28 protein-coding genes are annotated in these 25,814 nt (G+C 65.2%); 12 read left to right on the forward strand and 16 right to left on the reverse strand.

Translation table 11 applies throughout. The features are described from left to right. Positions 1-70 precede the first annotated feature (70 nt). The 3 genes from CI41S_RS40030 to CI41S_RS40040 form a co-directional block, all read right to left on the reverse strand. A complete protein-coding gene (locus CI41S_RS40030) occupies positions 71-388 on the reverse strand; it encodes an EthD family reductase (protein WP_139482117.1) in 318 nt (105 codons plus the stop codon). A 113-nt stretch (positions 389-501) separates the two neighbouring features. After that, entirely contained in the window at positions 502-1,014 is a 513-nt protein-coding gene (locus CI41S_RS40035; RefSeq protein WP_139864488.1) for a GNAT family N-acetyltransferase, read from the reverse strand. A 39-nt stretch (positions 1,015-1,053) separates the two neighbouring features. Further along, positions 1,054-1,542: an NUDIX domain-containing protein gene (locus CI41S_RS40040; RefSeq protein WP_139864489.1), complete on the reverse strand. Its 489-nt coding sequence runs from the start codon at positions 1,540-1,542 to the stop codon at positions 1,054-1,056. A gap of 125 nt (positions 1,543-1,667) precedes the next feature. On the opposite strand from CI41S_RS40040, the gene CI41S_RS40045 reads away from it, so the two are divergent. Then, the gene (locus tag CI41S_RS40045; RefSeq protein WP_139864490.1) at positions 1,668-2,555 is read left to right on the forward strand and encodes a metallophosphoesterase family protein; all 888 of its coding nucleotides are present in this window, start codon (positions 1,668-1,670) and stop codon (positions 2,553-2,555) included. A 26-nt stretch (positions 2,556-2,581) separates the two neighbouring features. Here CI41S_RS40045 and CI41S_RS40055 read toward each other — a convergent pair whose 3' ends face one another. The 4 genes from CI41S_RS40055 to CI41S_RS40070 all read right to left on the reverse strand — a co-directional run bounded on the left by CI41S_RS40055 (position 2,582) and on the right by CI41S_RS40070 (position 6,122). Beyond that, entirely contained in the window at positions 2,582-3,325 is a 744-nt protein-coding gene (locus tag CI41S_RS40055) for a glycine-rich domain-containing protein (RefSeq protein ID WP_175607172.1), read from the reverse strand. A gap of 24 nt (positions 3,326-3,349) precedes the next feature. Beyond that, on the reverse strand, positions 3,350-3,928 hold the full coding sequence (locus CI41S_RS40060) for a hypothetical protein (protein WP_139864491.1): 579 nt from the start codon (positions 3,926-3,928) through the stop codon (positions 3,350-3,352). A gap of 298 nt (positions 3,929-4,226) precedes the next feature. Further along, positions 4,227-4,436 carry a DUF4170 domain-containing protein gene (locus CI41S_RS40065; RefSeq protein WP_139482122.1) on the reverse strand — a complete coding sequence of 70 codons (210 nt, stop codon included), beginning with the start codon at positions 4,434-4,436 and terminating at the stop codon, positions 4,227-4,229. A gap of 48 nt (positions 4,437-4,484) precedes the next feature. Beyond that, positions 4,485-6,122 carry an isocitrate lyase gene (locus CI41S_RS40070; protein ID WP_139482123.1) on the reverse strand — a complete coding sequence of 546 codons (1,638 nt, stop codon included), beginning with the start codon at positions 6,120-6,122 and terminating at the stop codon, positions 4,485-4,487. A gap of 384 nt (positions 6,123-6,506) precedes the next feature. On the opposite strand from CI41S_RS40070, the gene CI41S_RS40075 reads away from it, so the two are divergent. Next, positions 6,507-7,949 carry a helix-turn-helix domain-containing protein gene (locus tag CI41S_RS40075; RefSeq protein ID WP_139864492.1) on the forward strand — a complete coding sequence of 481 codons (1,443 nt, stop codon included), beginning with the start codon at positions 6,507-6,509 and terminating at the stop codon, positions 7,947-7,949. A gap of 132 nt (positions 7,950-8,081) precedes the next feature. Here the strand turns inward: CI41S_RS40075 and CI41S_RS40080 are convergent, their stop codons facing one another. Further along, positions 8,082-8,336, reverse strand: coding sequence for an iron oxidase (locus CI41S_RS40080; protein ID WP_139864493.1), 255 nt, complete (start codon positions 8,334-8,336; stop codon positions 8,082-8,084). Between the two features lie 772 nt (positions 8,337-9,108). On the opposite strand from CI41S_RS40080, the gene CI41S_RS40085 reads away from it, so the two are divergent. After that, positions 9,109-9,408 (forward strand): hypothetical protein, encoded by a 300-nt coding sequence (locus CI41S_RS40085; protein WP_347339302.1) that lies wholly within the window; start codon positions 9,109-9,111, stop codon positions 9,406-9,408. A gap of 98 nt (positions 9,409-9,506) precedes the next feature. Here the strand turns inward: CI41S_RS40085 and CI41S_RS40090 are convergent, their stop codons facing one another. Then, entirely contained in the window at positions 9,507-9,776 is a 270-nt protein-coding gene (locus CI41S_RS40090) for a hypothetical protein (RefSeq protein ID WP_139864494.1), read from the reverse strand. 13 nt (positions 9,777-9,789) lie between these two features. On the opposite strand from CI41S_RS40090, the gene CI41S_RS40095 reads away from it, so the two are divergent. The 3 genes from CI41S_RS40095 (at position 9,790) to CI41S_RS40105 (ending at position 12,026) form a co-directional block, all read left to right on the forward strand. Next, positions 9,790-10,782, forward strand: coding sequence for an SPFH domain-containing protein (locus tag CI41S_RS40095; protein ID WP_139864495.1), 993 nt, complete (start codon positions 9,790-9,792; stop codon positions 10,780-10,782). Beyond that, a complete protein-coding gene (locus CI41S_RS40100) occupies positions 10,775-10,987 on the forward strand; it encodes a type II toxin-antitoxin system antitoxin (protein ID WP_210242736.1) in 213 nt (70 codons plus the stop codon). Before CI41S_RS40095 ends, CI41S_RS40100 begins: the two co-directional genes overlap by 8 nt. A gap of 88 nt (positions 10,988-11,075) precedes the next feature. After that, positions 11,076-12,026, forward strand: coding sequence for an aldo/keto reductase (locus CI41S_RS40105; protein WP_139864496.1), 951 nt, complete (start codon positions 11,076-11,078; stop codon positions 12,024-12,026). 289 nt (positions 12,027-12,315) lie between these two features. Here CI41S_RS40105 and htpX read toward each other — a convergent pair whose 3' ends face one another. After that, positions 12,316-13,257, reverse strand: a complete 942-nt coding sequence (htpX, locus tag CI41S_RS40110; protein WP_139864497.1) for a zinc metalloprotease HtpX — start codon at positions 13,255-13,257, stop codon at positions 12,316-12,318. A 229-nt stretch (positions 13,258-13,486) separates the two neighbouring features. On the opposite strand from htpX, the gene CI41S_RS40115 reads away from it, so the two are divergent. Both CI41S_RS40115 and CI41S_RS40120 read left to right on the forward strand, forming a co-directional pair. Then, positions 13,487-13,717: a hypothetical protein gene (locus tag CI41S_RS40115; protein WP_139482129.1), complete on the forward strand. Its 231-nt coding sequence runs from the start codon at positions 13,487-13,489 to the stop codon at positions 13,715-13,717. Positions 13,718-13,721: 4 nt separating this feature from the next. Next, positions 13,722-13,949: a hypothetical protein gene (locus CI41S_RS40120; RefSeq protein WP_139482130.1), complete on the forward strand. Its 228-nt coding sequence runs from the start codon at positions 13,722-13,724 to the stop codon at positions 13,947-13,949. Between the two features lie 344 nt (positions 13,950-14,293). Here CI41S_RS40120 and CI41S_RS40125 read toward each other — a convergent pair whose 3' ends face one another. Further along, positions 14,294-15,946 (reverse strand): ATP-binding protein, encoded by a 1,653-nt coding sequence (locus CI41S_RS40125; RefSeq protein WP_139864498.1) that lies wholly within the window; start codon positions 15,944-15,946, stop codon positions 14,294-14,296. Between the two features lie 183 nt (positions 15,947-16,129). Between CI41S_RS40125 and CI41S_RS40130 the strand changes: the two genes are divergently transcribed. The 4 genes from CI41S_RS40130 (at position 16,130) to CI41S_RS40145 (ending at position 20,387) form a co-directional block, all read left to right on the forward strand. Beyond that, the gene (locus CI41S_RS40130; protein WP_139864499.1) at positions 16,130-17,461 is read left to right on the forward strand and encodes a lytic murein transglycosylase; all 1,332 of its coding nucleotides are present in this window, start codon (positions 16,130-16,132) and stop codon (positions 17,459-17,461) included. Positions 17,462-17,735: 274 nt separating this feature from the next. After that, positions 17,736-18,239 carry a DUF1993 domain-containing protein gene (locus tag CI41S_RS40135; RefSeq protein ID WP_139864500.1) on the forward strand — a complete coding sequence of 168 codons (504 nt, stop codon included), beginning with the start codon at positions 17,736-17,738 and terminating at the stop codon, positions 18,237-18,239. A 100-nt stretch (positions 18,240-18,339) separates the two neighbouring features. Next, the gene (locus tag CI41S_RS40140; protein ID WP_244626840.1) at positions 18,340-19,287 is read left to right on the forward strand and encodes an SDR family NAD(P)-dependent oxidoreductase; all 948 of its coding nucleotides are present in this window, start codon (positions 18,340-18,342) and stop codon (positions 19,285-19,287) included. Continuing rightward, positions 19,284-20,387 (forward strand): alkene reductase, encoded by a 1,104-nt coding sequence (locus tag CI41S_RS40145; protein ID WP_139864501.1) that lies wholly within the window; start codon positions 19,284-19,286, stop codon positions 20,385-20,387. Before CI41S_RS40140 ends, CI41S_RS40145 begins: the two co-directional genes overlap by 4 nt. A gap of 242 nt (positions 20,388-20,629) precedes the next feature. On the opposite strand, the gene CI41S_RS40150 is transcribed toward CI41S_RS40145, so the two are convergent. The 5 genes from CI41S_RS40150 to CI41S_RS40175 form a co-directional block, all read right to left on the reverse strand. Continuing rightward, a complete protein-coding gene (locus tag CI41S_RS40150) occupies positions 20,630-22,372 on the reverse strand; it encodes an ABC transporter substrate-binding protein (RefSeq protein WP_172628398.1) in 1,743 nt (580 codons plus the stop codon). Positions 22,373-22,487: 115 nt separating this feature from the next. Further along, complete coding sequence (locus CI41S_RS40155; protein ID WP_139864503.1) at positions 22,488-22,814, reverse strand: DUF2160 domain-containing protein; 327 nt, start codon at positions 22,812-22,814, stop codon at positions 22,488-22,490. 199 nt (positions 22,815-23,013) lie between these two features. Then, a complete protein-coding gene (locus CI41S_RS40165; RefSeq protein WP_028333212.1) occupies positions 23,014-23,820 on the reverse strand; it encodes a carbohydrate ABC transporter permease in 807 nt (268 codons plus the stop codon). Continuing rightward, entirely contained in the window at positions 23,820-24,722 is a 903-nt protein-coding gene (locus CI41S_RS40170) for a carbohydrate ABC transporter permease (protein WP_139482139.1), read from the reverse strand. The genes CI41S_RS40165 and CI41S_RS40170 overlap by 1 nt, the downstream gene beginning before the upstream one ends. Then, on the reverse strand, positions 24,722-25,807 hold the full coding sequence (locus tag CI41S_RS40175) for an ABC transporter ATP-binding protein (RefSeq protein ID WP_139482140.1): 1,086 nt from the start codon (positions 25,805-25,807) through the stop codon (positions 24,722-24,724). The genes CI41S_RS40170 and CI41S_RS40175 overlap by 1 nt, the downstream gene beginning before the upstream one ends. Between the last annotated feature and the right edge of the window lie 7 nt (positions 25,808-25,814).

Consider the following 25,814-nt stretch of genomic DNA (forward strand, 5'->3'; position numbering starts at 1 on the left):
TCCGGGGACAGCGTGCCACGCGTCCAGAATCCCGGATTTCGCTTCGCTTCATCCGGGCTACGAAGCGTGATCAGTGGCCGACGACGACTTCGCTGATCTGGATTACCGGTTGCTGATCGGTGTAGTTCGGGATGTCGGCCAGGATTTCCTTGCCATGCTGCCCCATACCGGCCGCAAACGCCTCGACCGTGTCGCAGAAGATGTGGCACATCCCGACATAGGTCGCGGGTGCGCCCGGCGCGCCGCCGGCAAGACCCTTGTCGATCGTGTAGTATTTGCAGGCATCGCCCAGCCGCGCCTTCACCAGCGGCATGTGCTTGTCGCGATAATAGTCGTGATCGAAGCGCGCGCCGGGGTTGTTCGGATACATCACACTGACCTTGATCATGGCGCACACTCTCCCTGTTGACATGAATTGCGCCGGTCTGGTCCCGGCGCTTCGCTCAACTGTGCGTCAGATCGTGCAACGGCGCAACCGTTCCGGCGGCGCTCGCGTGCAGGTCAGATCGCCTTGCTCCAATCCGGCTGGATCGGCCCGGAGACGCCCTCGAAGGCGCCATCGGCCAGTTCCATGACGAGCAGACGACTGGGATCGACCGGGCCCGGCATGGTGACCTGCCCCTTCGGAATCAGCTTGAAGCCGACGCGCGAATAGTAGGGCTCGTCGCCGACCAGTACGATCAGCCGGTGGCCCTTGGCGCGGGCGCCGGCGATCGCACGCTCGAGCAGCGCGCGGCCGACGCCGCGGCTGCGGAACGGCGGCTCGACGGTCAGCGGCCCCAGCATCAGGGCCGGCGTCTCGCCGATCAGGATCGGCAGCTGGCGCACCGAGCCGACCAACAGCGTGCCGATCCGTGCCGTGAAGGAGACATCGAGCAGATGATCGACATGCTCGCGCAGCCGGTAGGCGCTGAGCACGAAGCGGCCGGGCCCGAAGGTGCGCTCGTGCAGGCGCTCGATCGCCTGGGCGTCTTTCGGGGTCTCGGGCAGGATGGCCAGGGACAGTTCAGTCATGATGGAGCGCGGGATAGCATCTGATGCGTGCGGGGTCCATCACCGCCACGTCTCGGTGGGCGGCCTGCCGTCGAGCACCTCGGCGATCCGCAGCCGCGTGCCGGGGGTGGTGTCGTCGGGCAGATCAGCCGGATCGAAGAAGCCGCAGGCCACGATCTCGTGGTTCGGCTCCGGCAGCCGGTCCTGGCGGTAGTTCCTGATCACATAGACCACGACATGGTCGCGGCGCGAGACGTGGCTGTTGTAGAAGACGCCGTGCAGCACCGGCTCGCCGACCAGTTCGATCCGGCCCTCCTCGACCAGCTCGCGGCGCAGCGACTCCAAAATGCTCTCGCCGACCTCGACGCCGCCGCCCGGCAGATACCAGCCATGGACATAGCTGTGCTTGACCAGAAACACCTTGTTGTCGGCGTCGAGCACCACGGCGCGGACGCCGAGCGTCATGCTGCGGACCAGCCGCCAGTAGAAATGGAAAATCCACCTGATCTGCGGCTCGAAGCGCTTGCGCAATTCCAGCAGGAGCGTCACTGAACCCTCATGCGTTTGATCCTTGCGCGGATGCCCGCGGCTTGCCAATACAGAGGCGGATTTTCGGGATAGCACATGACCGGTTGCCGGCCACTCGTCACGGAAAGTTCACACGGAAGCGAATGATGGCGGCGTTCCGGCTGGCGCATCTGTCCGACCCGCATCTGCCGCCATTGCCGGCGGCGCGGCTGCGCGATCTCGCCGGCAAGCGCGCCTTCGGCTACCTCAACTGGACCCGCAACCGCCACAAGTACCACCGCCGCGACGTGCTCGACACGCTGGTGGCCGACATGCAGGCGCAGCAGCCGGACCATGTCGCCGTCACCGGCGATCTTGTCAACCTCGCGCTGGAAGGCGAGTTCAATCCGGCCCGGCAATGGCTGGAGGGCGTCGGCCCGCCCGCAGACGTCACCGTGGTCCCCGGCAATCATGACGCCTATGTGCGCGCGACGCGGCACCGCTTCGTCGCCATGTTCGGCGACTATCTGCGCGGCGACGCCGATGGCGCGGCGACGCATTTTCCGTTCGTGCGCCGGCGCGGGCCGATGGCGCTGATCGGGGTCTCCTCGGCAGTGCCGACGCCGCCGCTGATGGCGACCGGCTGGCTCGGCCATGCCCAGCTCGGCGAGCTGGACAAGATCCTGGCGCAGCTGTCCCGCGAGGACGCCTTCCGCGTGCTGCTGGTGCATCACCCGCTGCACTCCGACGGCCGCGCCAAGCGGCTGACCGATGCGCACCAGCTGCTCGCGCTGCTCAAGCGGCACGGCGTCGAGCTGGTGCTGCACGGCCACGACCACATCCATTCGACGATGTGGTTCGACGGCCCCGAGCGCAAGATCCCGGCGATCGGCGTGCCGTCGGCGTCGGCGCTGCCGCGCAAGCATTATCCGGCCGCGGCCTACAATCTGTTTTCGATCGAGCGCGACGGCAATGGCTGGCGCTGCGAGCACACCGTGCGCGGATTTGATTCTCACGACGGCATCCGCGAGCTGCAGCAGATGCGGCTGTGCTGAATGCGACGGCTGCTCCGGAGCATGCGCTAGTCGCCGCCCCCACCGCCGCAGCCACCTCCGCCATCACCGCCGCCGCCGTCGCCGCCACCGTCTCCGCTGCCACCATCACCGCCGCTGCCATCGCTGCCGCCGCTGTCACCGAAGCCGGCCGACGAGCCGTCGATCGACGAGTCGGCGAAATCGCCGCCGCAATAGGGACTGCTGCCGCCGGCGCCGCTGCGACGCAGCGCCTCGCAGTCGGGGTGATAGACAAAGCCGTTCGGGATGTTCAGCTTGGCGTCGAGCGCGAACAGCAGCGGCAGCCGGGTTGGCCGCACAGGATCGAGGTTCTCGTATTTGCAGCAGTACCACCACACCCGGCGCAGTCCCTCATTGCTCCGCCGCCGCTCCTTCACCAGCACCACCGCGGGCGTGTGATGCAGGAAGCTGCCGAAGGCGCGGCGGCAGAACGCATCATATTCGCGGGTGTAGAGGATGAATTCGTGCCAGAGGTCGTCAGCGGCCTGCGAGGGCATCGAGACGTAGCGCTTGCCGCTCATGAGGTAGGCAAGGAAGAACTGGCGCAGGCCGCGCGAGACCAGCGCGCTGTCCTTGCGGGTGAAACCCGGATGGCGCTTCTCGAGCCGGGCAAGCAGCCCCTGCGGCAGGGTGAAGGTGCGGATGAATTCGGCGCGCCGCAGCGTCTGCCACTTGCCGAACAGCACGGCGCTGCCGATCACCGCGGCGGCCGCCACCACGCCCATCAACGCCGACACCGGTGTTACGACCACGATGCCCCCCGCCGCATCGGCGGCTTAAAGATTTCTCAGACTGGCAAACAGCGCGAGACCGAACAGCGCCACCGCGCCCATCAGGAAGCCGAACACGAACATGCCGAAGCCGCCGCGGCGCCGCGGCGTCGCCACCAGAACCGGCGGCGGCGGCCCGAGCGGCTCGACGGCGGGCAGCGGGGTCGCCACCATCGCATGCTCGCGCTCGATCATCCGGCGCGCGACATAATCGGTGACGGCGTCGACCATCACGGAGGCGTCGTGCGATTCGGCGAGCACGATGCGGCCGAACCGCGTGTCCTGCACGAAACGGTAGATGCGCTTGTCGCGGCCCATCAGCACGTGCGCGACGACGTCGATCCACAGCCGCGGCGTCTCGCCCTGGCTGATGCCGCGGTCGAACAGGTCGACCTTCTCCGGCACCTGGGCAAACAGCGGATCCAGCGCCTCGTTGAGGATCTCGAGCCGCGCCACCTCGGCATCGCGCAACTCGACCACGACGCCGGTGCGGTCGGCGGCCTCGATCCGGGCCCGCCGCAGCGCCTCGCGCAGCGTCGGCCGCAATTCGCGGGCCTCACTGCCGGTGTTCTGCGGATCGGACATCGCTGGCGGCCTCAGGTTGCGGTTTTCCCTGCCGTTAACCTATCAGCAACCATGACGTCCGCAAAGGCGGTTGGTTCCCAAGGGGTTGCGCGGCCACTTATCCCCAGCGCAAAAACGCCGAAACGTTGTTCCAAAAACGGACGACCCCACCCGGATGAAACCGGATGGGGCCGCCGTCCTTGGACGTTTCTTGATCCGATCGTGATGCTTTTCGCATCACGATCTATCTCTTGTTTGAGCATGATCCTTTCGGAAAACCGGTTCCCACTTTTCCGGATCATGCTCGAAGGCAACTGTCTCAGGCCGAGACGCGCGACGGCTCCTCGACGATGGAGAAGCGGACGCCGGCCTTGTGGCGGTTCTCTTCAGAGACCTCGCGCCAGCAGTCCTCGGCTTCCTTGCGGGTCTTGAACGGGCCTTTGACCTGGGCCGAGCCTTCCACGAGCTTGTGGAAGTTCATCGAGCCGAACTCACCGCCGATCACCCAGAAATTGCTGCCTTTGGTCATTGTCAGTCTCCTGTTGCCGGCTGACCTCACTCAGCCGCCTGAAAAAAGTTAGCCGAACTGGTTCATCGTGTTGTGGGCGCCGCCCGCCTTCAGCGCGGCCTCGCCGGCGAAGTATTCCTTGTGATCGTCGCCGATGTCGGAGCCCGCCATGTTCTGATGCTTGACGCAGGCGATGCCCTGACGGATCTCCTGACGCTGCACGTTCTTCACATAGCCGAGCATGCCCTGCTCGCCGAAATACTCCCGCGCCAGGTTGTCGGTCGACAGCGCAGCCGTGTGGTAGGTCGGCAGCGTGATCAGGTGGTGGAAGATGCCGGCGCGCTTGGCCGAATCCGCCTGGAAGGTCCGGATGCGCTCGTCGGCTTCGATCGCCAGCGGCGTCTCGTCGTATTCCGGCTTCATCAGGTCGGCGCGGTTGTACTGGCTGACATCCTTGCCGGCTTCCTTCATCGCGTCGTAGACCTGCCAACGGAAGTTGAGCGTCCAGTTGAACGACGGCGAGTTGTTGTAGGCGAGCTTGGCGTTCGGCACGACCTTGCGGATGCGGTCGACCATCGAGGCGATCTGCTCGATATGCGGCTTCTCGGTCTCGATCCACAGGAGGTCGGCGCCGTTCTGCAGCGAGGTGATGCAATCGAGCACGCAGCGATCCGCGCCCGTGCCGGGACGGAACTGGTACAGGTTGCTGGCCAGCCGCTTCGGACGCATCATCTTGCCATTCTGGTTGATGATCACGTCGCCGTTGCGGGCGTTCTCCGGCGTCACTTCCTCGCAATCGAGGAAGCTGTTGTACTGATCACCGATGTCGCCCGGCTTGTGGCTGACCGCGATCTGCTGGGTGAGGCCGGCGCCGAGCGAGTCGGTGCGGGTCACGACGATGCCGTCTTCGACGCCGAGCTCGAGGAAGGCGTGGCGGCAGGCGCGGATCTTCGCCAGGAAGACCTCGTGCGGCACCGTCACCTTGCCATCCTGGTGGCCGCACTGCTTCTCGTCGGACACCTGGTTCTCGATCTGCAGCGCGCACGCGCCCGCCTCGATCATCTTCTTGGCGAGCAGGTAGGTCGCCTCGGCATTGCCGAAGCCGGCGTCGATGTCGGCGATCACCGGCACGACGTGGGTCTGGAAGCTGTCGATCTTCTCGATCAGCGCCTTCTCCTTGGCCTGGTCGCCGGCCTTGCGGGCGGCGTCGAGCGCGCGGAAGATGTCGTTGAGCTCGCGGGAGTCGGCCTGCCGCAGGAAGGTATAAAGCTCCTCGATCAGCGCCGGCACCGAGGTCTTCTCGTGCATCGACTGATCCGGCAGCGGCCCGAACTCGGAGCGCAGCGCGGCGATCATCCAGCCGGACAGATACAGATAGCGGCGATCGGTCTTGCCAAAATGCTTCTTGACCGAGATCAGCTTCTGCTGCGCGATGAAGCCGTGCCAGCAGCCCAGCGACTGGGTGTACTTGGTCGGATCGGCATCATAGGCCGCCATGTCGGCGCGCATCAGCGCCGCGGTGTAGCGGGCGACATCGAGGCCGGTCTTGAAGCGGTTCTGCAGCCGCATCCGCGCCACGGCTTCGGCAGTGACGCCATTCCACGTCGGCTGGGTCTCGAGCAGCGCCTTGGCGGCTTCGACCTCTTTCAGATAGGACGCCGGTCCCTGCAGTGCCCGGTCGCTGAGTCCGCGTGGCTGGTAATTCATGTGCTTGATCCTTCCGATCGACATTCTTGACAGTGCGTTGCGAAATGCGTGTCGGGAGATAAACGCGAGAAAACCAAATACGTATAGATGCCTTGTTTTTTATTGGTGATGTCATGTAACATATGCACTTGTAACAAATGTTGATTTGTAAATTTTGTCACATATAGGTCAGGAAGACTGCCATGGTTCGTGGTTCTGGAGGCGGTTTCTCTTCGCCTTTCCCCGCGCGCGGGGAGAGGCCGACGCGCGCCGAGCGATGCGAAGCATCGTCGGAAGCGCGGCGGGTGAGGGGGACTCTCCGCGAGTCCCGCCGTGGAGAGAGCCCCTCGCCCCAACCCTCTCCCCGTAAGAACGGGGAGAGGGAGAGCACCTCGGGAGTTCCCCATGCCCGCTGAGTCCGGAAAAAAGCTCTTCGTCGGGCCGCGGTTCCGGCGGATCCGCCAGCAGCTCGGGTTGTCGCAGACCCAGATTGCCGAGGGGCTCGGCATCTCGCCGTCCTACGTCAATCTGATCGAGCGCAACCAGCGCCCGGTGACGGCGCAGATCCTGCTGCGGCTGGCCGAGACCTACGATCTCGACCTGCGCGACCTTGCCACCGCCGACGAGGACCGCTTCTTCGCGGAACTGAACGAGATCTTCTCCGATCCGCTGTTCCGCCAGATCGACCTGCCGAAGCAGGAACTGCGCGACCTCGCCGAGCTCTGCCCCGGCGTCACCCACGCGCTGCAACGGCTCTACGCCGCCTACACCGAGGCGCGCCGCGGCGAAACGCTGGTGGCGGCGCAGATGGCCGACCGCGAGGGCACCCAGTTCGAGGCCAACCCGATCGAGCGGGTGCGCGATCTGATCGAAGCCAATCGCAACTACTTTCCCGAGCTCGATACCGCGGCGGAAAATTTGCGCGACGAGCTCAACGTGCCGGCCGAGGGGCTTTACGCTGCGCTTGCCACGCGCTTGCGGGAGAAGCATTCGATCGTCACCCGGGTGATGCCGGTCGACGTGATGCGCGAGACGCTGCGCCGCTTCGACCGCCACCGCCGGCAGCTGTTGATCTCGGAGCTGGTCGACAGTTCCGGCCGCAGCTTTCAGCTCGCGCTGCAGATCGGCTTTGCCGAATGCGGCGCCAGCATCGATGCCATCGTCGGCCGCGCCGGCCCGCTTGACGACACCGCGCGCAGGCTGTACCGCATCACGCTCGCGAATTATTTCGCGGCGGCCGTGATGATGCCCTACCAGGCATTTCATTCCGCCGCCGAGGCGCTGAGCTACGACGTGCACGTGCTGGCGCAGCGCTTCAACGCCGGCTTCGAGCAGGTCTGTCACCGCCTCACCACCTTGCAGCGGCCGAACGCGCGCGGCGTGCCGTTCTTCATGCTGCGCGTCGACAATGCCGGCAACGTCTCCAAGCGGTTTTCGTCCGGCACCTTCCCGTTCTCGAAATTCGGCGGCACCTGCCCGCTCTGGAACGTGCACTCGACCTTCGACATGCCCGACCGCCTGCTCAGCCAGGTGATCGAATTGCCCGACGGCACGCGCTATTTCTCGATCGCGCAGATGGTGCGCCGCCCCGTGGCGCCCTACCCGCAGCCGCAGCCGCGCTTTGCGATCGGTCTGGGCTGCGAAATCCGCCATGCATCGAAGCTCGTCTATGCCACCGGCATGGATCTGGAGAAGGCCGAGGGCACCCCGATCGGCGTCAACTGCCGGCTCTGCGAGCGCGAAAACTGCAGCCAGCGCGCCGAGCCGCCGATCACGCGCAGCCTGATTCTCGACGAGACTACGCGGCGGGTGAGCTCGTTCGCGTTCTCGAATGCGCGGGAGTTGTAACCTGGGTGGGGTGTCTCTCAACACGGGCACCGATCGGGTGGAGAGACCGTCACCCCATCCCGCCCCACGTTTCGCCATGCTCAACGCGAGCCGACCCTCCCCCTCCAGGGCCCTCCAGGGCAGGGTCAAGAGTCAGTCCACCGCCGCAAACGCCTTGCACCAGCCGTCCTTGCTGATCGCGCCCTCGACCACCTTGCAGCCGTCGGGCGCGACGAACAGCGTGCACAGGCCGCAGGAATAGATGCCGTTCGGCATGTCCTGATAGTCGGCCTGCGGTTTTGTCATCTTGTCGGAGGCGGAAGCGGCGCGAAGCAGGAGCGTTGCGGGAAGTCCCACCCCAGCGGCACAAATGAACGCGCGCCGCGAATGATCCTGTCGTTTGGTCATGGTGTTCACCCCATGCGTCTGCGAAAGCACTGCGAAAGCAGGACGACACCGAATATGCAGCACGCTCCGCTCCATGCCCGTCATCCTGAGGTGCGAGCCTTGCAGCGCAATTGCGCTGCTCGGCGAGCCTCGAAGGATGAATCGGCCACCAGCCGGGCCGTGCATCCTTCGAGGCTCGCCGAAGAGGCTCGCACCTCCAGCGACAAAGGCGAAGCCTTTGCGCGGGGATGACGGTGCAGCGATATGCGCTCGCGTTCTCGCGACATGATTTGTCCGAGTTTTGCTCTTCGTTTCGCCCTCTCTTGATCAGAGGGCGCAGGGAAAGCCGGGTGCCGATTGCACCCATGGGCCCGGTGCAACAAAAAAAGCACCGGGGGTAGGACCACAGGTGAAACCGGAAACAACCCGGCTTTCCCTGCGCGATGGGTTACGGCTTATACGTGCTCTCCCCGGCGAGACTGGGCTTTTTTGTCACCGTCCTCGCAAGACGCATTTCCATCCTGCGAGAAGACACCTGCCACTAGGGCGTCAGGCCTGCACGACTTCACCGTCCGCCGCGCGCGTTCTCGTCAGTCGCACGCGCGGCGTCCACCGCATCTCACCGCAACACCATGACGACCGCGAAGCGCCCCTCGATCGGGTGAGACGGGCAAACCATACACCTGAGTTGCCATTCCTGAAAACAGAAATATTTTCGCCGCGCATGCTTGACCTATCCCTAGGGGCAAATCGGCAGCGGGCGCGGCAGGCCTTGTTCCCCGATCCACCTGCGATGCCGGAACCGGAACTCGCAGGTGGGATCCGGCGTTGTCGACGCGGACAGTTGCAGAACGCAATGCACGACCTCCGAACGATGAAGAATTTTCCCGATGCTGCTTTTTCGCCCGAAGTGATCGACCTGATGTCCCGGGCACTGGAGTCTTCGATCGCGACGCTGCCCGATCCGGTCAGCACCTCGCACATCACGCTGATCGCGGAATCGATCCTGCGCACCGCGAACGACGGCGAGCGCGAGGTTGGCGCGCTGCAGCGGATCGCGCTGCTGGAACTGGCGCTGGCCGAGCGCGAGTAAAGCGCGATCAGATCAGGCTGGCCTCGGACTCGATTCACCACCCGACGCGAGAGGTGCACCTCCAGCGCGCGCCGGCCCAACCCGGCCTCCATCATGCGCTACGGTTTGGGCTGATCGTGTTCGCGAAGGTCTGGAAATAGGCCCACGGCTAGCAAACCAGAATTCGCGGCCCCGGGGTCGAGACGCAATCGCCGGTGTGCCATCATGGATGGCTCGACCGGTCCCTTAGGCGAGACCTCCCAGTCGCTACGCCATGTCATTGTTTCTACATCTGAATCTTGGCGATAGGCGAGGTTCATCAAGCCACCCTCTTCCGCGTGCTCCCATTTTTTGATATCAAAAAATATCAGCAATTGTGCTGGATGCATCGGGGTTGCTCCCATGACCATTCAAGATCATTCCGGTTCAGGCCTCTCCACGATCAGGGTCCGGGTCGACGATCGCCCGGCGATTCTGGTCGGCAGCGGCTACGTTGCGCTGCTGATCGCCTTCGTCTTCTTCCTGCTGGCCGGCTGGATCGCCTATGGCGGATTCGCGCGGGATGTCTACGGCGGCGTCCACGTCTCGGGCTGGTCGCTGTTCGTTGCGCTGCTGTGCCTGATCGTCGCGGCGCTGTTCGGCGCGTCGATCTATTCGCTGCAGCCGAACGAGAGCGCGGTGCTGACGCTGTTCGGCGCCTATGCCGGCACCGACTCCGCGCCGGGGCTGCGCGCCACCGTGCCGCTGTTCAAGATCGCAAAGGTGTCGCAGCGCGTCCGCTACCATGAGTGCGGCAAGCTGAAGGTCAACGATCTGATCGGCAACCCGATCGAGATCGGCGCGGTCGTGGTCTGGCGTGTCGACAACAGCGCCAAGGCGATCTTCCAGATCGACGACTATGCCGACTTCGTCGGCGCGCAGACCGAGTCGGCGCTGCGCCACATCGCCGGCCGGCATCCCTATGATTTCGACGAGGCGGTCGCGCATAGCGGTCACGACGATGGCGCCAGCCACGCGCAGATCGCGGCGCGGACGCTGTCGCTGCGCGAGAGCGGCGACCAGGTCACCAACGAGTTGATCGCCGAGCTCCGGGAGCGCCTCGCGGTCGCCGGCGTGACCATCGACGAGGCCTGGATCAACCATCTCGCCTACGCGCCGGAGATCGCGCCGGTGATGCTGCGCCGTCAGCAGGCGAGCGCGGTGATCGCCGCGCGCAAGCTCGTGGTCTCGGGCGCGGTCGACATCGTCAAGGAGGCGCTCGACAAGCTGCGGGAGCAGACCGACATCGATCTCGATCCCGAGCGCAAGGCCGCAATGGTGTCGAATTTGCTGGTCGTGCTGGTGTCCGACAAGGACGCAACGCCCGTAGTCAACACCGGAACGCTGTATGCCTAAGCGCGGCCGCCCCAAGGGGCCGGACAAGGAGCCGATCCTGCTCAGGCTCGGCAGCCCGCTGCTCGACATCCTCGATCGGCTGGCGGCCGCGGAATTCCGCTCGCGGCAAGGCCAGATCGAAAAGCTGCTGCACGAGGCGCTGGTCCGCCGCGGCGCCTGGCCGCCGAAGGCGGGGGAAACTGAGCCGAAAGAGGGGTCCAGCTGAGCCGCGCGCGAGCGGGGCTGTGCCTTGCAAACAGCGGCGATCTGCCTCAGTCTTCGCGCGCCCATCAAGAATAACGAAAGAAAAACGCATGAAGCTTCGCGCGCTCGGCCGCTCCGGCCTCTCCGTTCCTCCCCTCTGCTTCGGTTGCAATGTGTTCGGCTGGACGGTCGACGAGGCCGCATCGTTTCGCCTGCTCGACACCGTGCTGGAGCACGGGCTGAGCTTTCTCGATACCGCCGATGTCTATTCGCGCTGGGTGCCGGGCCATAGCGGCGGCGAGTCAGAGGTCATCATCGGCAAATGGATGAAGGCGCGCGGCAACCGCAACCGCGTCATCCTCGCCACCAAGGTCGGGATGGACATGGGCAACGGCAATGTCGGGCTGAAGGCCGACTATATCGCGCGCGCTGTCGAGGATTCGCTGCGGCGGCTGCAGACCGACACCATCGACCTTTATCAGTCCCACAAGGACGACGAGACGACCCCGCAGGAGGAGACGCTTGCGGCCTATGACAGGCTGATCAAGGCCGGCAAGATCAGGGCGATCGGCGCCTCGAACTTTTCAGCGGAGCGGCTGAAGAGCGCGCTCGAGATTTCCGCAAAGACCGGGCTGCCGCGCTACGACAGCATGCAGCCCGAATACAGCCTGTCGGAGCGGTCGAGCTACGAAGGCGCGCTGCAGCGCGTCTGCGAGGACAACGACGTCGGCGTGATCACGTTCTTCTCCCTCGCCGCGGGATTTTTGACCGGCAAGTACCGCTCGGAGAGCGACTTCGCCAAGAGCCCGCGCGGTCCGCGCAGCATTCCGAAGTACCTCAATCCGCGCGGCCTGCGCATTCTGGCCGGTCTCGACGAGGTCGCCGCGGAAACGCGCGCCGAGCCTGCCGCGGTCGCCCTCGCCTGGCTGATGGCCAAGCCGTCGATCACCGCACCGATTGCCAGTGCGACCAAGCCCGAGCACGTCGCGACGCTGGTCGCGGCGACCAGGCTGGCGCTGACCAAGAGTCAGGTCGAACGCCTCGACGCTGCAAGCGCGTAGCCCGCAGTCCAAAGCGTGATGAGATTGGATCGAATATCGACCGCGCCGGCACTGCGCTCCCTCTCCCCGTTCTTACGGGGAAAGGATTGGGGTGAGGGGCGTCCGCGCGTACACGGTGATAGCTGTATTTGCGGAGCCTCCCCCTCACCCGGAACGCATCTAGCGATGCGTCATAGCCGAGGCTTTGCCTCGGCGTTCTAAGTAACGGCCGCCCAAGGGCGGCCTGCGCCTCTCCCCGCACGCGGGGCGAGGCGGAGCGGAGTCCGCGGTTCAATTGGAGCAGAATTGTCTAGCCCCACGGCCCGCGTGGAGCCGACGGGCCTGACGAGCCACCCCACGGGCTGCGCGGCGGATAGCTCGCACCGGCGGGGCGCGGCGCGGTCTGGGTGCCGAGTTCGGCGGCGAGCTGCTGCAGGGCGGCGATGCGGTTCGCGGTCGAGGGATGGGTGGCGAACAGATTGTCGACGCCGTGGCCCGACAGCGGGTTGACGATGAACATGTGCGCGGTCGCCGGATTGCGCTCGGCCTCCATGTTCGGCACCTGATGCGCGGCGTTCTCGAGTTTCGCCAGCGCCGAGGCCAGCCACATCGGCTGGCCGACGATGCGCGCGCCAAGATTGTCGGCGGCGTATTCGCGGGTGCGGCTGATCGCCATCTGCACCAGCATGGCGCCGAGCGGCGCCAGGATCATCATCGCGATCGAGCCGATGATGCCGGGGCCGTTGTTGTTGCGGTTGCCGCCGAAGAACATGCCGAACTGCGCCAGCATCGAGATCGCGCCGGCGATCGTCGCGGTGATCGTCATGGTCAGGGTGTCGTGATGCTTGATATGGGCGAGCTCGTGCGCGATCACGCCGGCGAGCTCCTCGCGGCTGAGCTGCTGCATCAACCCGGTGGTGACGGCGACCGCCGCGTTCTCCGGATTGCGGCCGGTGGCAAACGCGTTGGGCTGCGCCTCGTCCATCACGAACACCCGCGGCATCGGCAAGCTCGCGCGCTGCGCCAGCTCGGCGACGAGGTTGTAGAGATCGGGCGCGGTGTGCTGATCGACCTGATGGGCGCCGTACATCGACAGCACCATGCGGTCGGAATTCCAGTAGGTGAACAGGTTCATCGCAGCCGCGACGAGCAGCGCGATCACGGCGCCGCTGCCGCCGCCGATCAGATAGCCGACGCCCATGAACAGCGCGGTGAGGCCGGCAAGCAGGAGCGCGGTGCGGAAGTAGTTCATCGTGGTTCCCTGACGGCAGGCGGAATGCTGCCATAACTGTCGCGCCTGAGGTAGGGATTTTGCCGGCGGCACCGCAAGGCCAAGCCGTGCGTCGCAGCGACGCGGGCGCGGGTTACGGATTAGTCATGTGCGGCTAGCCTGTGATCTCTCCGAGCTCGGGCGGCGTACAAGTCGCTCAGTCGGGCTGCAGAGCCGTTGACCCGGCCGATCCGTCTGGCACGATCAAGTCGTGCGCTTCGAGATTCTAGGCGATATCTCCGATGTCGAAACCTTCGCGACCGGGTCCGGTATTCGCGAGATCGCGCGGCTGCGCCGCATCTACGGGCGTGGCCGCTGGCGCAAGCGGAAAGGTATCGCACGCGTGCGATTATCGGATGGCTCGGTTCATACAGCTGAGCTACACTGGTACGAGGCTTCCGGAATCGGCCGCAAGGAATTCAAGATCAAACATCTGCTCTAGGACGATGACAAAAGCACAAGCAAGGCAACTGGTCGTCTGCGTCAATAACGATGGCTACGCAGCTTCACTGGAAAAGCGCAAGATCTACGTGGCGCTTCGCGATGCCGCCGCCGAGAAACACGGCATGTTTCGAATCGTCGATGAATCCGGTGAGGATTACCTCTACCCCAGGACCTTGTTCCGGTCGATCGCCCTTCCGCTAGCCGTGAGACGGGCGGTGCTGGCCGCGTAAGCCAGCAAGCAGCGAGGCTAGCCCGGATGGAGCGCAGCGAAGTCCAGGACAGCGCCCGCGGTGGCAGAGGCTCCGGATTGCGCTTCGCTTCATCCGAGCTACGGGATCGTGGCTACTCCGCGCGGTGCCGACCACCTCCTCCTCGCGCAGCGATTGTAGCCCGGATGAAGCGCAGCGAAATCCGGGGCAGTGCCTGCGGCGAAACCGCTCCCGGATTACGCTTCGCTCCATCCGGGCTACGAGGACCGTGGGGTGAGCAAGGTTCGTAGCCCGCATGAGCGTAGCGATATGCGGGACGGACGGCCCCGGATATCGCTGCGCTCATCCGGGCTACGGCAGCGCAACTACTCCGCGGGCACGCGCGCGGCGGCGGTTTCCTGCTCGCGCAGCGCGATGCGCAGCATGCGGGCGAGCTCGGCGCGGCTGTAGGGCTTGGCGAGGAACAGGATGCCCTCGTCGAGCCGGCCGTCGTGGTCGAAGGCGTTTTCGGTGTAGCCGGAGGTGAACAGCACGCGCAGGGCAGGCCGCCGCCGCAGCGCCTCGGTGGCGAGCTCGCGGCCGTTCATGGCGCCCGACATGATGACGTCGGTGAACAACAGATCGACCGGCGCGCCGCTGTCGAGCACGGCGAGCGCCTCCGCGCCGTTGCTGGCCGACAGCGTGGTGTAGCCGAGGCTCTCGATCTGGGCGAGCACATAAGTGCGCACCAGCCTGTCGTCCTCGACCACGAGCACGATCTCCTGCGCGCCGCGCTGGTTCGGCTGGCGCCGCTCGGGCGCGACCGCCGGCGAGATCACCACCGCGCGCGGCAGGTAGAGCACGACGCTGGTGCCGCGGCCGACCTCGCTGTCGAGCACGATGTGGCCGTTGGATTGCTTGACGAAGCCGTAGACCATGCTCAGCCCAAGGCCGGTGCCCTTGCCGACATCCTTGGTGGTGAAGAACGGCTCGAACACTTTGGCGAGGTCCGCCTCCGCGATGCCCTGGCCGTTGTCGACCAGCGTGATCGCGACATAGTCGCCGGCGGCGAGCCCGTCATGGCCATGCACGTCGGCGGCTTTCAGCTCGGCGGTACCGGTCTCGATCCGCAGTCGGCCGCCCTTCGGCATCGCGTCGCGCGCGTTCAGCGCCAGGTTGATGATCGCGGTGACGAGCTGATTGGAATCGACCAGCGCGCGCGGCAGGCGCGCCGTGGGGCGGAAGTCGATCTCGACCTGGTCACCGATGGTCGGCCGCAGCAGCTCGATGGTGTCGACCATCAGCGCGTTGACGTCGACATCGGTCGGCTGCAGCGGCTGCTTGCGCGCAAACGCGAGCAGATGCCGCGTCAGCGACGCGCCGCGGTCGGCGGCGTCGCGGATCAATCCGGTGATCTCGACCAGCTGCCGGTTGTGGGTGACCGCCTCCGCCAAGATGTCGATGGTGCCGGTGATAACGGTGAGGATGTTGTTGAAGTCGTGCGCGATGCCGCCGGTGAGCTGGCCGACCGCCTCCATCTTCTGCGCCTGGCGGATCTTGCTCTCATTAGCCTCGGCCTCGCGAAACCGCTGCAACAGGAATTCCTGGCGCTGGCGCTGCCGTCCCTCCTCGGCCAGCGCGACATGCGCCTCGCGCAGCTGCTGCTCGGTCGGGATGGCGAGGATTTTCGGGATCAGCGGCCACAGCAGCACCGCGGTGAACACCGAGGCGATCGCGGTCATCGCCTTGAGCAGGCCCTCGAGGCCGTAGATCGGAATCCACAGCGTGTAAATCGCGAACACATGGGTGAGCCCGCAGAGCAGGATGAAGGCGGCGAACAGCCAGGCCATCCAGCCGAACTGGAAATCGCGCCGCTTCGACACCACGATCGCGAGCGCGAACGGGATCGAGAAATACGACGCGGCGATGATGGCGTCCGAAATCACGTGGAGCCAGATCAGCTCCGGCTCCCAGAGCAGGCAGATGCCGTGCGGCGAGAACGTCGATGAATCCAACAGACGCTCGAGAAAACTCCACATGGGTCGCTCCGGGCGTGATCGATCCGCCGACACCCCCTGCCCGCGAATCGCTTTTGCCGATCATACCGGCGGCGACTCGCGCTGCCGAAGCCCAATTGGTCTAAGGCCGCCCACCCCGTTGTTGCCCGGTGCCGCCCTGGTGTATGCAGGCGGACCTCTCCCGATCCCACCCCGGTGACAGCGATGCCAGCATCTTCCGTGAGCGCCCCGATCGTGATCGCAGCGGTGGCGCTGACGCTCTCGTCCGTAGCATCGGCGCAACAGCTGCTGCCCAGCCCCGTAGAACCACGGCCTGCTAAGCCGCGGCCGGTGGCGGCCTCGCCGCGTGCGGCGTCCTGCCACAACGGCCAGAGTTTTGACCGCTTCCTCGCCGAGCTGAAGCAGAAGGCGGTGGCCGCCGGCGTCTCGCAAGCCACTATGGCGGAGGCCGCGCCGTACCTGATCTACGACCAGGGCATCGTCAACCGCGACCGCGGCCAGCGCGTGTTCGGCCAGATCTTCACGGTGTTCGCCGGACGCATGGCCGCGAACTACCGGATGCAGCAGGGCCAGCAATACATCAAGACCTACGCCGCCGCATTCGCGCGCGCCGAGAAGGAGTATGGCGTGCCGCCGGCGGTGATCGCCGCGTTCTGGGGACTGGAGAGCGACTTCGGCGTCCAGATGGGCAATCTGCCGACGCTGAAATCGCTGGTGTCGCTGGCCTATGATTGCCGCCGCTCCGAGATGTTCCAGGCCGAGACCATCGCAGCGCTGAAGATCATCGATCGCGGCGACCTTTCGCCCGAGGAGATGATCGGCTCCTGGGCCGGCGAGCTCGGCCAGACGCAATTCTTGCCGACGCACTATTTCAACTATGCGGTCGACTACGACGGCGACGGCCATCGCAATCTGCTCGCCAGCGGCCCCGACGTGATCGGCTCGACCGCGAACTACATCGCCAATGGCTTGAAGTGGCGGCGCGGCGAGCCGTGGCTGCAGGAGGTGCGGGTGCCGCAGGCGGCCAACTTTCCGTGGGACCAGGCCGACCTGACCATCAAGCTGCCGCGCTCGAAATGGGCCGCACTCGGCGTGACCATGACCGACGGCAAGCCGTTGCCGAACGACGAGATGCCGACCTCGCTGCTGCTGCCGATGGGCCGGCTGGGACCGGCGTTCCTCGCCTACGCGAATTTCGCCGCCTACACCGAATGGAATAACTCGCTGATCTATTCGACCACCGCCGGCTATCTCGCCGGCCGCATCGCCGGCGCCCCGCCGATGCAGAAGCCGCACGCACCGGTGGCGCAGCTGCCGTTCAATGAGATCAAGGAACTGCAGGGCCTTCTGGTGCGCGCCGGCTACGACGTCGGCAAGGTCGACGGCGTGCTCGGCCAGGCGAGCCGCAGCGCCGTGAAGGCGATGCAGATCAAGTATGGCCTGCCGGCGGATTCCTGGCCGACCGCGGAGCTCCTGGCCCGCATGCGCGGCCCGCGCACGCCGCCGGCCGAGGCCGCGATGCCAGGGTTGCGGTAGGCTCCAGTCCGCCGCGCACCACCACCTTATCTCCGTCACCCTGAGGTGGCCGCTTCTTCAGCGGCCCTCGAAGGGTCGACGGCCACCAGCCGGGCCGTGCATCCTTCGAGGCTCGCAAGGGCTCGCACCTCAGGATGACGGGGCTAAGAATGGGGCCCGCGGCAGAATATTTGACCAAGTGTTACAGCCTCGCGCAGTTGTATTCATCCCCCGGCCGCCCCATGTGCAGCATCGCCGTTCGGCACATCCGACCTCCACAGCGCGAGAGCATCACATGTCCTTTCATGACGCCGTCGTCCCCGCCTACCTGCAAATCCTCAACAGCCTGACCGGGCTGCTGACCAAGGCCGAAGCGCATTGCGAGGCCAAGAAGATCCAGCCCGAGGTGCTGCTGGGCGCGCGGCTCTATCCCGACATGCTGCCGCTGACCAAGCAGGTGCAGCTGGTCTGCGATCACGCCGCACGCGGCTGCGCGCGGCTGACGCACAGCGACGTACCGTCGACGCCCGACACCGAGAAGAGCTTTGCCGAATTGAAGCAGCGGCTGGCGAAGACCATCGACTATGTGAAGTCGTTCAAGCCCGAACAGTTCGACGGCGCCGATGCCAAGGACGTCACCTTCCCGGTCGGCCCCGAGCGCACCATGACGCTGAAGGGCCAGCAATTCCTCTCGGCGTTCTCGTTCCCGAACTTCTACTTCCACGCCGTGACCGCGCACGGCATTTTGCGCCACAACGGCGTCGAGATCGGCAAACGCGATTTCCTCGGCGTGAGCTGACGCGAAGGGCGCGTCAAATTCCCCGCCGCGGGATTTTCGTCTCACGCACAATGCCGTGCTACTGCTCCCTGACAACAACAAGACGTCAGGGAGCACGCTTATGTCCGCCACGACCCACGCGCCGAAATCCGTCGATCCCGCGGCTTCGCTGCACGCGGAATCGCTCGGGCAGGCCAAGAGCCACGGCCGCCTCGCCGGCCGGCGCATCATCGTGGTCGGCGCGGGACAGCGCTCAACCGTCGACGAAGAACCGCCGATCGGCAACGGCCGCGCCATGAGCGTGCTGTTCGCGCGCGAGGGCGCTTCCGTCGCGTGCATCGACATCAACAAGGAGGCCGCCGACGACACCGTCGCGCAGATCACGCGCGAAGGCGGCAAGGCCTTCACCGACGTGGTCGACGTCTCCGACGTCGCGCAGATCGCACCGGCAGTCGCGCGCTGTGTGCAAAAGCTCGGCGGGCTCGACGGGCTGGCGCTCAATGTCGGCATCTCCTGCGGGCTGTCGCTGCCGAAGATGACTGCCGAGGCCTGGGATCGCGACTACGCCGTCAATGTGCGCAGCCACATGCTGTTCGCGCAGCAGGCGCTCGCGGTGATGGCGCCGGGCGGCGCGATCATCCTGATCTCCTCGATGGCGAGCCAGCGCGCCGGCGGCCGCAATCCGGCCTATGAATCCTCCAAGGCGGCGCAGATCGCGCTGGGGCGGGCGATCGCGCGGGCCGGCGAAGAGAAAGGCATTCGCTGCAATGTGATCGCGCCCGGCTTCATGGATACGCCGATGGGCCGCGACGCCAGCCGCCGGCGTTCCGACCGCGCCGTGACAGTGCCTTTCGGCCGCCAGGGCACCGGCTGGGAGGTCGGCTATGCTGCGCTGTTCCTGATCTCGAATGAATCTTCCTACGTCAACGCACACCCTGTTCCTCGATGCCGGCCACATGGCTGGCATCGTGCGCGGCTAGCCTGCATTAGGCGAATGCCTCGGCCATTGCGCTTGCCGCTGCAATGCACAAGTCTCCTTCATCAATCACATCCTGGAACCTTCCGATGAGCCAACCGACCAAACTCCTCGAGCCCTACAAGCTTGGCGCGCTGACGCTGCCGAACCGCCTGGTGATGGCGCCCTTGACGCGCAACCGCGCCGAGCCCGGCAGCTTCGTGCCGAGCCCGCTCGCGGTGGACTATTACGGCCAGCGCGCCTCCGCCGGCCTGCTCGTCACCGAAGCGAGCCAGGTCTCGCAGCAGGGCCAGGGTTATCAGGACACGCCCGGCATCTATTCCAAGGAGCAGGTCGCGGGCTGGCGCAAGGTCACCGACCGCGTGCATGAGCGCGGCGGCCGCATCTTCATCCAGCTCTGGCATGTCGGCCGCATCTCGCACACCTCGCTGCAGCCGGGCGGCGGCAAGCCGGTGGCGCCGAGCGCGATCCGCGCCAAGGGCAAGACCTTCGTGAACGGCACCTTCACCGAAATCTCCGAGCCGCGCGCGCTGGAGCTGTCGGAAATTCCCGGGATCATCGACGACTTCAAGCGCGGCACCGCGAACGCGCTGGCCGCCGGCTTCGACGGCGTCGAGATTCATGGTGCCAACGGCTATCTGCTCGACCAGTTTGCCCGCGACGGCGCCAACCAGCGCACCGACGCCTATGGCGGATCGATCGAGAACCGCGCGAGGCTGATGCTGGAAGTATCAAAGGCGGTCGCGACCGAGGCCGGCGCCGAACGGACCGGCATCCGCATCTCGCCGGTGACGCCGGCCAACGACATCACCGACTCCAACCCGCAGCCGCTGTTCGACCATATCGTCGACCAGCTCAATGCGCTGAAGCTGACCTACATCCACGTCATCGAGGGCGCCACCGGCGGCCCGCGCGACATCGCACCGTTCGACTACGCGAGCTTGCGCAAGCGTTTCAAGCAGGCCTATGTCGCCAATAACGGCTACGACTTTGCGCTGGCAGAAAAGGTGCTGGAGCAAGGCGCGGCCGACCTGATCGCGTTCGGCAAGCCGTTCATCTCCAATCCGGATCTGGTCGAGCGTCTCAGGGCCGGTGCCCCGCTCAACGAGTGGGACAAGGCGACCTTCTACGGCGGCGGCGCCAAGGGCTATACGGACTATCCGACGCTGAAGGCGAAGGAAGCGGCGGAGTAAGGTACGCTGCGCTCTCGCCCCGCTCTTGCGGGGTCGAGACGAGCGAAGCTCGCTCTTAGAGGGTTGGGGTGAGGGGCTGCTTCCACGAGCTGTGAACGAGGTGAGACCTGTACCCCCTCACCCGGATCGCATCTAATGATACGATCCGACCTCTCCCCGCAAGCGGGGCGAGGTGAGAAAGAAAAAAGGCCGGGATCGCTCCCGGCCTTCTCAGTTTCATGCAAGGCGTGGGCTGGTACGCCTTACTTCGCCTCGGCGCGCTTGGGCGGCGTTGCCGGCCACGACTTGATCAGGGTGTCGTAGTCGACCGTCTCGCCCTTCGGCTTCTCGTTCGCGAGCTTGCGTTGCGGCGCGATGGTGCCGTCCTTTTCCGCCTTCTTGAACCAGAACTCGGCGGTCTCCTTCTTGTTCAGCTTCGGTCCGCAGGCGCCCTGCACACCGGACTTCTCAAGACGCTCCATCACCGAATCCTGGGCCGCGGCGAGCGCGTCCATCGCCTGCTGCGGCGTCTTGGTACCGGACGACGCATCGCCGATGTTCTGCCACCATAGCTGCGCCAGCTTCGGATAGTCGGGCACGTTGTTGCCGGTCGGGGTCCACTGCACGCGCGCGGGCGAGCGGTAGAACTCGATCAGGCCGCCGAGCTTCGGCGCACGCTCGGTGAACGACTTGTCCCAGATGTCGGATTCACGGATGAAGGTGAGACCGACATGGCTCTTCTTCAGGCTGACCGTCTTGGAGACGATGAACTGCAGATAGAGCCAGGCCGCCTTGCGGCGATCGGCCGGGGTCGACTTCAACAGCGTCACGGAGCCGGCGTCCTGGTAGCCGAGCTTCATGCCTTCCTTCCAGTACGAGCCGTGCGGCGACGGCGCCATGCGCCACTTCGGCGTACCGTCGGCGTTCATCACGGCGATGCCGGGCTTCACCATGTCGGCGGTGAAGGCGGTGTACCAGAACATCTGCTGGGCGATGTTGCCCTGCGCCGGCACCGGGCCCGATTCCGAGAAGGTCATGCCCTGGGCCTGCGGCGGGGCATACTTCTTCAGCCAGTCGAGATATTTGGTGATCGAGTAGACCGCGGCCGGACCGTTGGTGTCGCCACCACGCTCGACCGAGGAGCCGACCGGGCGGCAGCCTTCCATGCGGATGCCCCACTCGTCGACCGGCAGACCGTTCGGAATGCCCTTGTCGCCGTTACCGGCCATCGACAGCCAGGCGTCGGTGAAACGCCAGCCCAGCGACGGATCCTTCTTGCCATAGTCCATGTGGCCATAGACCTTGACGCCGTTGATCTCCTTGATGTCGTTGGTGAAGAACTCGGCGATGTCCTCATAGGCCGACCAGTTCACGGGCACGCCGAGATCGTAGCCATACTTGGCCTTGAACTTGGCCTTGTACTCGGGATTGGTGAACCAGTCGTAGCGGAACCAGTAGAGGTTCGCGAACTGCTGGTCGGGCAGCTGATAGAGCTTGCCGTCCGGCGCGGTGCCGAACGACTTGCCGATGAAGTCGTTGACGTCGAGCATCGGATCGGTGACGTCCTTGCCCTCGCCGGACATGTAGTCCGAGAGCGCAATGGTCTGGTTGTAGCGGAAGTGGGTGCCGATCAGGTCGGAGTCGTTGATCCAGCCGTCATAGACGTTCTTGCCGGACTGCATCTGGGTCTGCAGCTTCTCGACGACGTCACCTTCCTGGATGATGTCGTGCTTGAGCTTGATGCCGGTCAGCTCGGAGAACGCCTTGGCCAGCGTCTGCGACTCGTATTCGTGGGTCGTGATCGTCTCCGAGACGACGTTGATTTCCATGCCCTTGAAGGGCTCGGCCGCCTTGGCGAACCACTCCAGCTCCTTCTTCTGGTCGTCCTTCGACAGCGTCGAGGGCTGGAACTCGGCGATCCACTTCTGGATCACGGCATCGTCGGCGGCGCGGGCCGGCGCAGCCACCGCAAGCGAAGCCGCGATCAATGCGGCCGCGCTGGTCATAGTCAAAAGACTATCCTTCGTCGTTTTAAAATGTCGCATCATGTTTCCTCCGGTTGCAGCGACAAACCAAACCCCAGGCCCGGGTAGACCCCGGATCTGCTCTTCTTCGCTCGGGTCAGACGGTGCGAAAGATCGCCACGGCCGACAGAAGCGAAATCAGTGTTGCGAGCCACAGGCTCGAGATTTCCACGCCCTCGCCGATCGGCAGGGTGAGGATCGGATCGGTGCCGACGAGGCCGATCCACACCAGGTGGATCACCGCCGCCAGCACCAGCGAAATGAACAAACGATCGCCGCGCGTGGTCGGAATGCGCAGCACGCCGACGCGCTCGGCCTCGGGATAAACCGCCGCGAGCCAGGTCATCACGCCGAGCGTCGAGGCGAGCAGCGCGAAGAAGATCGCGGTCGGCAGCGTCCAGGCCATCCATGCAATGGATTCCATGACTCATCTCCCTCCAGGTGACGCACTGCGCCCCCTCGCCCCGTCCTTCACGGGGAGAGGGTTGGGGTGAGGGGCTCTATCCACGCGGTCGATTCGCGGAGAGCCCCCCTCACCCGGATCGCATCTGCGATGCGATCCGACCTCTCCCCGCAAGCGGGGCGAGGTGAAGTTCAGCATGCGGCTGGGCTTCGTCATGGTGCTACACCCGGCCGAGCGCGAAGCCGCGCGCGATATAGTTGCGGACAAACCAGATCACGAGCGCGCCCGGAATGATGGTGAGCACGCCGGCGGCGGCGAGCAGGCCCCAGTCCATGCCGGCGGCGGAGACCGTGCGCGTCATGATCGCCGCGATCGGCTTGGCCTGCACGGATGTGAGCGTGCGCGCCAACAGCAGCTCGACCCAGGAGAACATGAAGCAGAAGAACGCGGCGACGCCGATGCCGCTTGCGATCAAGGGCACCAGGATCTTGATGAAGAAGCGCGGGAACGAATAGCCGTCGAGGAAGGCGGTCTCGTCGATCTCGCGCGGCACGCCGGAGACGAAGCCTTCGAGGATCCACACCGCGAGCGGCACGTTGAAGATGCAGTGCGCGAGCGCGACCGCCCATGGCGTATCGAACAGGCCGATCGCCGAATAGAGGTTGAAGAACGGCAGCGCATAGACCGCGGCCGGCGCCATGCGGTTCGACAGCAGCCAGAAGAACAAATGCTTGTCGCCGAGGAAGCGGTAGCGCGAGAACGCATAGGCCGCAGGCAGCGCCACCGCGATCGAGATGATGGTGTTGAGCACGACATATTCGAGCGAGTTGATGTAGCCCGAATACCAGCTCTCGTCGGTGAAGATGCGCTTGTAGTGCTGCAGCGTCGGCGTGTGCGGCCACAGCGTCATGGTCGAGACGATCTCGGCGTTGGTCTTGAAGCTCATGTTGACCAGCCAATAGATCGGCAGCAGCAGGAAGATCAAAAACAGCGCCATGATCAGGCGACGGCCGGGAATCGAGTGCATCACGCCACTCCTTCCTTGGCCGGGCGCTCGGCACCGGCATTGGTCATCACGGTGTAGAACACCCAGCACACGATCAGGATGATCAAATTGTAGACCAGCGACAGCGCCGCAGCCTTGCCGAGGTCGAACTGGCCGAGCGCGATCTTGACGAGCTCGATCGAGATGAAGGTGGTCGAGTTGCCCGGACCGCCGCCGGTGACGACGAACGGCTCGGTGTAGATCATGAAACTATCCATGAAGCGCAGCAGCACCGCGATCAGCAGCACGCGGTTCATCTTCGGCAATTGGATCGCCTTGAATACCGCCCAGCGCGAGGCGCCGTCGATCTGCGCCGCCTGGTAATAGGCCTCGGGGATCGACTTCAGCCCGGCGTAGCACAGCAGCGCGACCAGGCTGGTCCAGTGCCAGACGTCCATCACGATCACCGTGATCCAGGCGTCGACGTCATTGGAGACGTAATTGTAGTCGAAGCCGAGGTGGTTCAGCACGTAGCCGAGCAGGCCGATATCGGGCCGGCCGAAGATCTGCCAGATGGTGCCGACCACGTTCCACGGAATCAGCAGCGGCAGCGCGAGGATGACGAGGCAGGCGGCGACGGTCCAGCCCTCACGCGGCATCGACAGCGCAACGATGATGCCGAGCGGCACCTCGATGGCGAGGATCACCGCCGAGAAGAACAGGTTGCGGCCGAGCGAGGCCAGGAAGCGGCCGCCGAGATCGGTGGAGGGATCGAGCAGCTCCTTGAACCAGCCGACGCCGTTCCAGAAGAACTGGTTGTTGCCGAAGGTGTCCTGCATCGAATAGTTCACGACGGTCATCAGCGGGATCACCGCGGAGAACGCGACCACCAAAAACACCGGCAGCACCAGGAACCAGGCCTTCTGGTTGACGATCCTGTCCATCAGGCAACCCCCTCGACCAATTGGCTGTCGGCGTAGACGTGGACATGCGCGGGATCGAAGATCAGCCCTGTCGTGTCGCCGGAGACCGAGAAGCCCGGCGGCACGCGTGCTGCGAGCTTGGTGTTGCCGACGCGGACGCGGGCGAACTGGATGCGGCCGAGATCGTCGATCCGCTCGACCTTGGCCGACAGCAGCCCCGAGGCGGGCGTCGCGACATCGACGAATTCCGGCCGCACGCCGATCTCGATCTTTTTGCCCGCTGGCAGGACGCCGTAGTTGCGGCGCAGCCCGATGACGTGACCATCGATCCGCGCCTCGTGGCCGGAGACCTCGGCGGGCACGATGTTCATGCCGGGCGAGCCGATGAAGTAGCCGACGAAAGTGTGCGCCGGCTTGTCGAACAATTCGGCCGGCGTGCCGCTCTGCACCACGCGGCCGTCATGCATCACCACGACAGTGTCGGCAAAGGTCAGCGCTTCGGTCTGGTCGTGGGTGACGTAGATCATCGTGAGATCGAGCTCGCGATGCAGCGCCTTCAGTTTGGAGCGCAGTTGCCACTTCAATTCAGGGTCGATCACCGTCAGCGGTTCGTCGAACAGCACGGCCGCGACATCGGAGCGCACCAGGCCGCGGCCCAGCGAGATTTTTTGCTTGGCATCCGCAGTGAGCCGCGTCGCCTTGCGATTCAGATAGGGGCTCAAGTCGAGCAGGTCGGCGATCTGCCTGACCCGCGCATCGACCTCGGCCTTGGCGACACCGCGGTTCTTCAGCGGGAAGGCCAGGTTCTGGCCCACCGTCATGGTGTCGTAGATGACGGGGAACTGGAACACCTGCGCGATGTTGCGCTTCTGCGTCGACAGCGGCGTGATGTCCTTGCCGTCGAACATGATTTTTCCGCGCGACGGCGTCACGATGCCGGAGATCAGATTGAGCAGCGTGGTCTTGCCGCAGCCGGACGGGCCGAGCAGCGCATAGGCGCCGCCCTGCCGCCAGGTCATGGTGACCGGCTTCAGCGCAAAGGATGCCGGCGGCGCGTCGTTGCCGCCGTAGGAATGGGCCAAATCGACGAGGTCAATGCGGGCCATGAAGCAT

The sequence above is a fragment of the Bradyrhizobium ivorense genome, assembly GCF_900696085.1.
Lineage (GTDB): Bacteria > Pseudomonadota > Alphaproteobacteria > Rhizobiales > Xanthobacteraceae > Bradyrhizobium > Bradyrhizobium ivorense.

Coding starts and splice junctions, on each gene's coding strand:
- CI41S_RS40175 (WP_139482140.1), bottom strand. CDS start 25,807: ATGGCCCGCATTGACCTCGTCGATTTGGCCCATTCCTACGGCGGCAAC.
- CI41S_RS40155 (WP_139864503.1), bottom strand. CDS start 22,814: ATGGAATCCATTGCATGGATGGCCTGGACGCTGCCGACCGCGATCTTC.
- CI41S_RS40095 (WP_139864495.1), top strand. CDS start 9,790: ATGACCATTCAAGATCATTCCGGTTCAGGCCTCTCCACGATCAGGGTC.
- CI41S_RS40060 (WP_139864491.1), bottom strand. CDS start 3,928: ATGTCCGATCCGCAGAACACCGGCAGTGAGGCCCGCGAATTGCGGCCG.
- CI41S_RS40120 (WP_139482130.1), top strand. CDS start 13,722: ATGACAAAAGCACAAGCAAGGCAACTGGTCGTCTGCGTCAATAACGAT.
- CI41S_RS40100 (WP_210242736.1), top strand. CDS start 10,775: ATGCCTAAGCGCGGCCGCCCCAAGGGGCCGGACAAGGAGCCGATCCTG.
- CI41S_RS40150 (WP_172628398.1), bottom strand. CDS start 22,372: ATGACCAGCGCGGCCGCATTGATCGCGGCTTCGCTTGCGGTGGCTGCG.
- CI41S_RS40090 (WP_139864494.1), bottom strand. CDS start 9,776: ATGCATCCAGCACAATTGCTGATATTTTTTGATATCAAAAAATGGGAG.
- CI41S_RS40065 (WP_139482122.1), bottom strand. CDS start 4,436: ATGACCAAAGGCAGCAATTTCTGGGTGATCGGCGGTGAGTTCGGCTCG.
- CI41S_RS40135 (WP_139864500.1), top strand. CDS start 17,736: ATGTCCTTTCATGACGCCGTCGTCCCCGCCTACCTGCAAATCCTCAAC.
- CI41S_RS40085 (WP_347339302.1), top strand. CDS start 9,109: ATGCCGGAACCGGAACTCGCAGGTGGGATCCGGCGTTGTCGACGCGGA.
- CI41S_RS40075 (WP_139864492.1), top strand. CDS start 6,507: ATGCCCGCTGAGTCCGGAAAAAAGCTCTTCGTCGGGCCGCGGTTCCGG.
- CI41S_RS40045 (WP_139864490.1), top strand. CDS start 1,668: ATGGCGGCGTTCCGGCTGGCGCATCTGTCCGACCCGCATCTGCCGCCA.
- CI41S_RS40080 (WP_139864493.1), bottom strand. CDS start 8,336: ATGACCAAACGACAGGATCATTCGCGGCGCGCGTTCATTTGTGCCGCT.
- CI41S_RS40165 (WP_028333212.1), bottom strand. CDS start 23,820: ATGCACTCGATTCCCGGCCGTCGCCTGATCATGGCGCTGTTTTTGATC.
- CI41S_RS40140 (WP_244626840.1), top strand. CDS start 18,340: ATGTCCGCCACGACCCACGCGCCGAAATCCGTCGATCCCGCGGCTTCG.
- htpX (WP_139864497.1), bottom strand. CDS start 13,257: ATGAACTACTTCCGCACCGCGCTCCTGCTTGCCGGCCTCACCGCGCTG.
- CI41S_RS40130 (WP_139864499.1), top strand. CDS start 16,130: ATGCCAGCATCTTCCGTGAGCGCCCCGATCGTGATCGCAGCGGTGGCG.
- CI41S_RS40145 (WP_139864501.1), top strand. CDS start 19,284: ATGAGCCAACCGACCAAACTCCTCGAGCCCTACAAGCTTGGCGCGCTG.
- CI41S_RS40105 (WP_139864496.1), top strand. CDS start 11,076: ATGAAGCTTCGCGCGCTCGGCCGCTCCGGCCTCTCCGTTCCTCCCCTC.
- CI41S_RS40170 (WP_139482139.1), bottom strand. CDS start 24,722: ATGGACAGGATCGTCAACCAGAAGGCCTGGTTCCTGGTGCTGCCGGTG.
- CI41S_RS40125 (WP_139864498.1), bottom strand. CDS start 15,946: ATGTGGAGTTTTCTCGAGCGTCTGTTGGATTCATCGACGTTCTCGCCG.
- CI41S_RS40070 (WP_139482123.1), bottom strand. CDS start 6,122: ATGAATTACCAGCCACGCGGACTCAGCGACCGGGCACTGCAGGGACCG.
- CI41S_RS40030 (WP_139482117.1), bottom strand. CDS start 388: ATGATCAAGGTCAGTGTGATGTATCCGAACAACCCCGGCGCGCGCTTC.
- CI41S_RS40035 (WP_139864488.1), bottom strand. CDS start 1,014: ATGACTGAACTGTCCCTGGCCATCCTGCCCGAGACCCCGAAAGACGCC.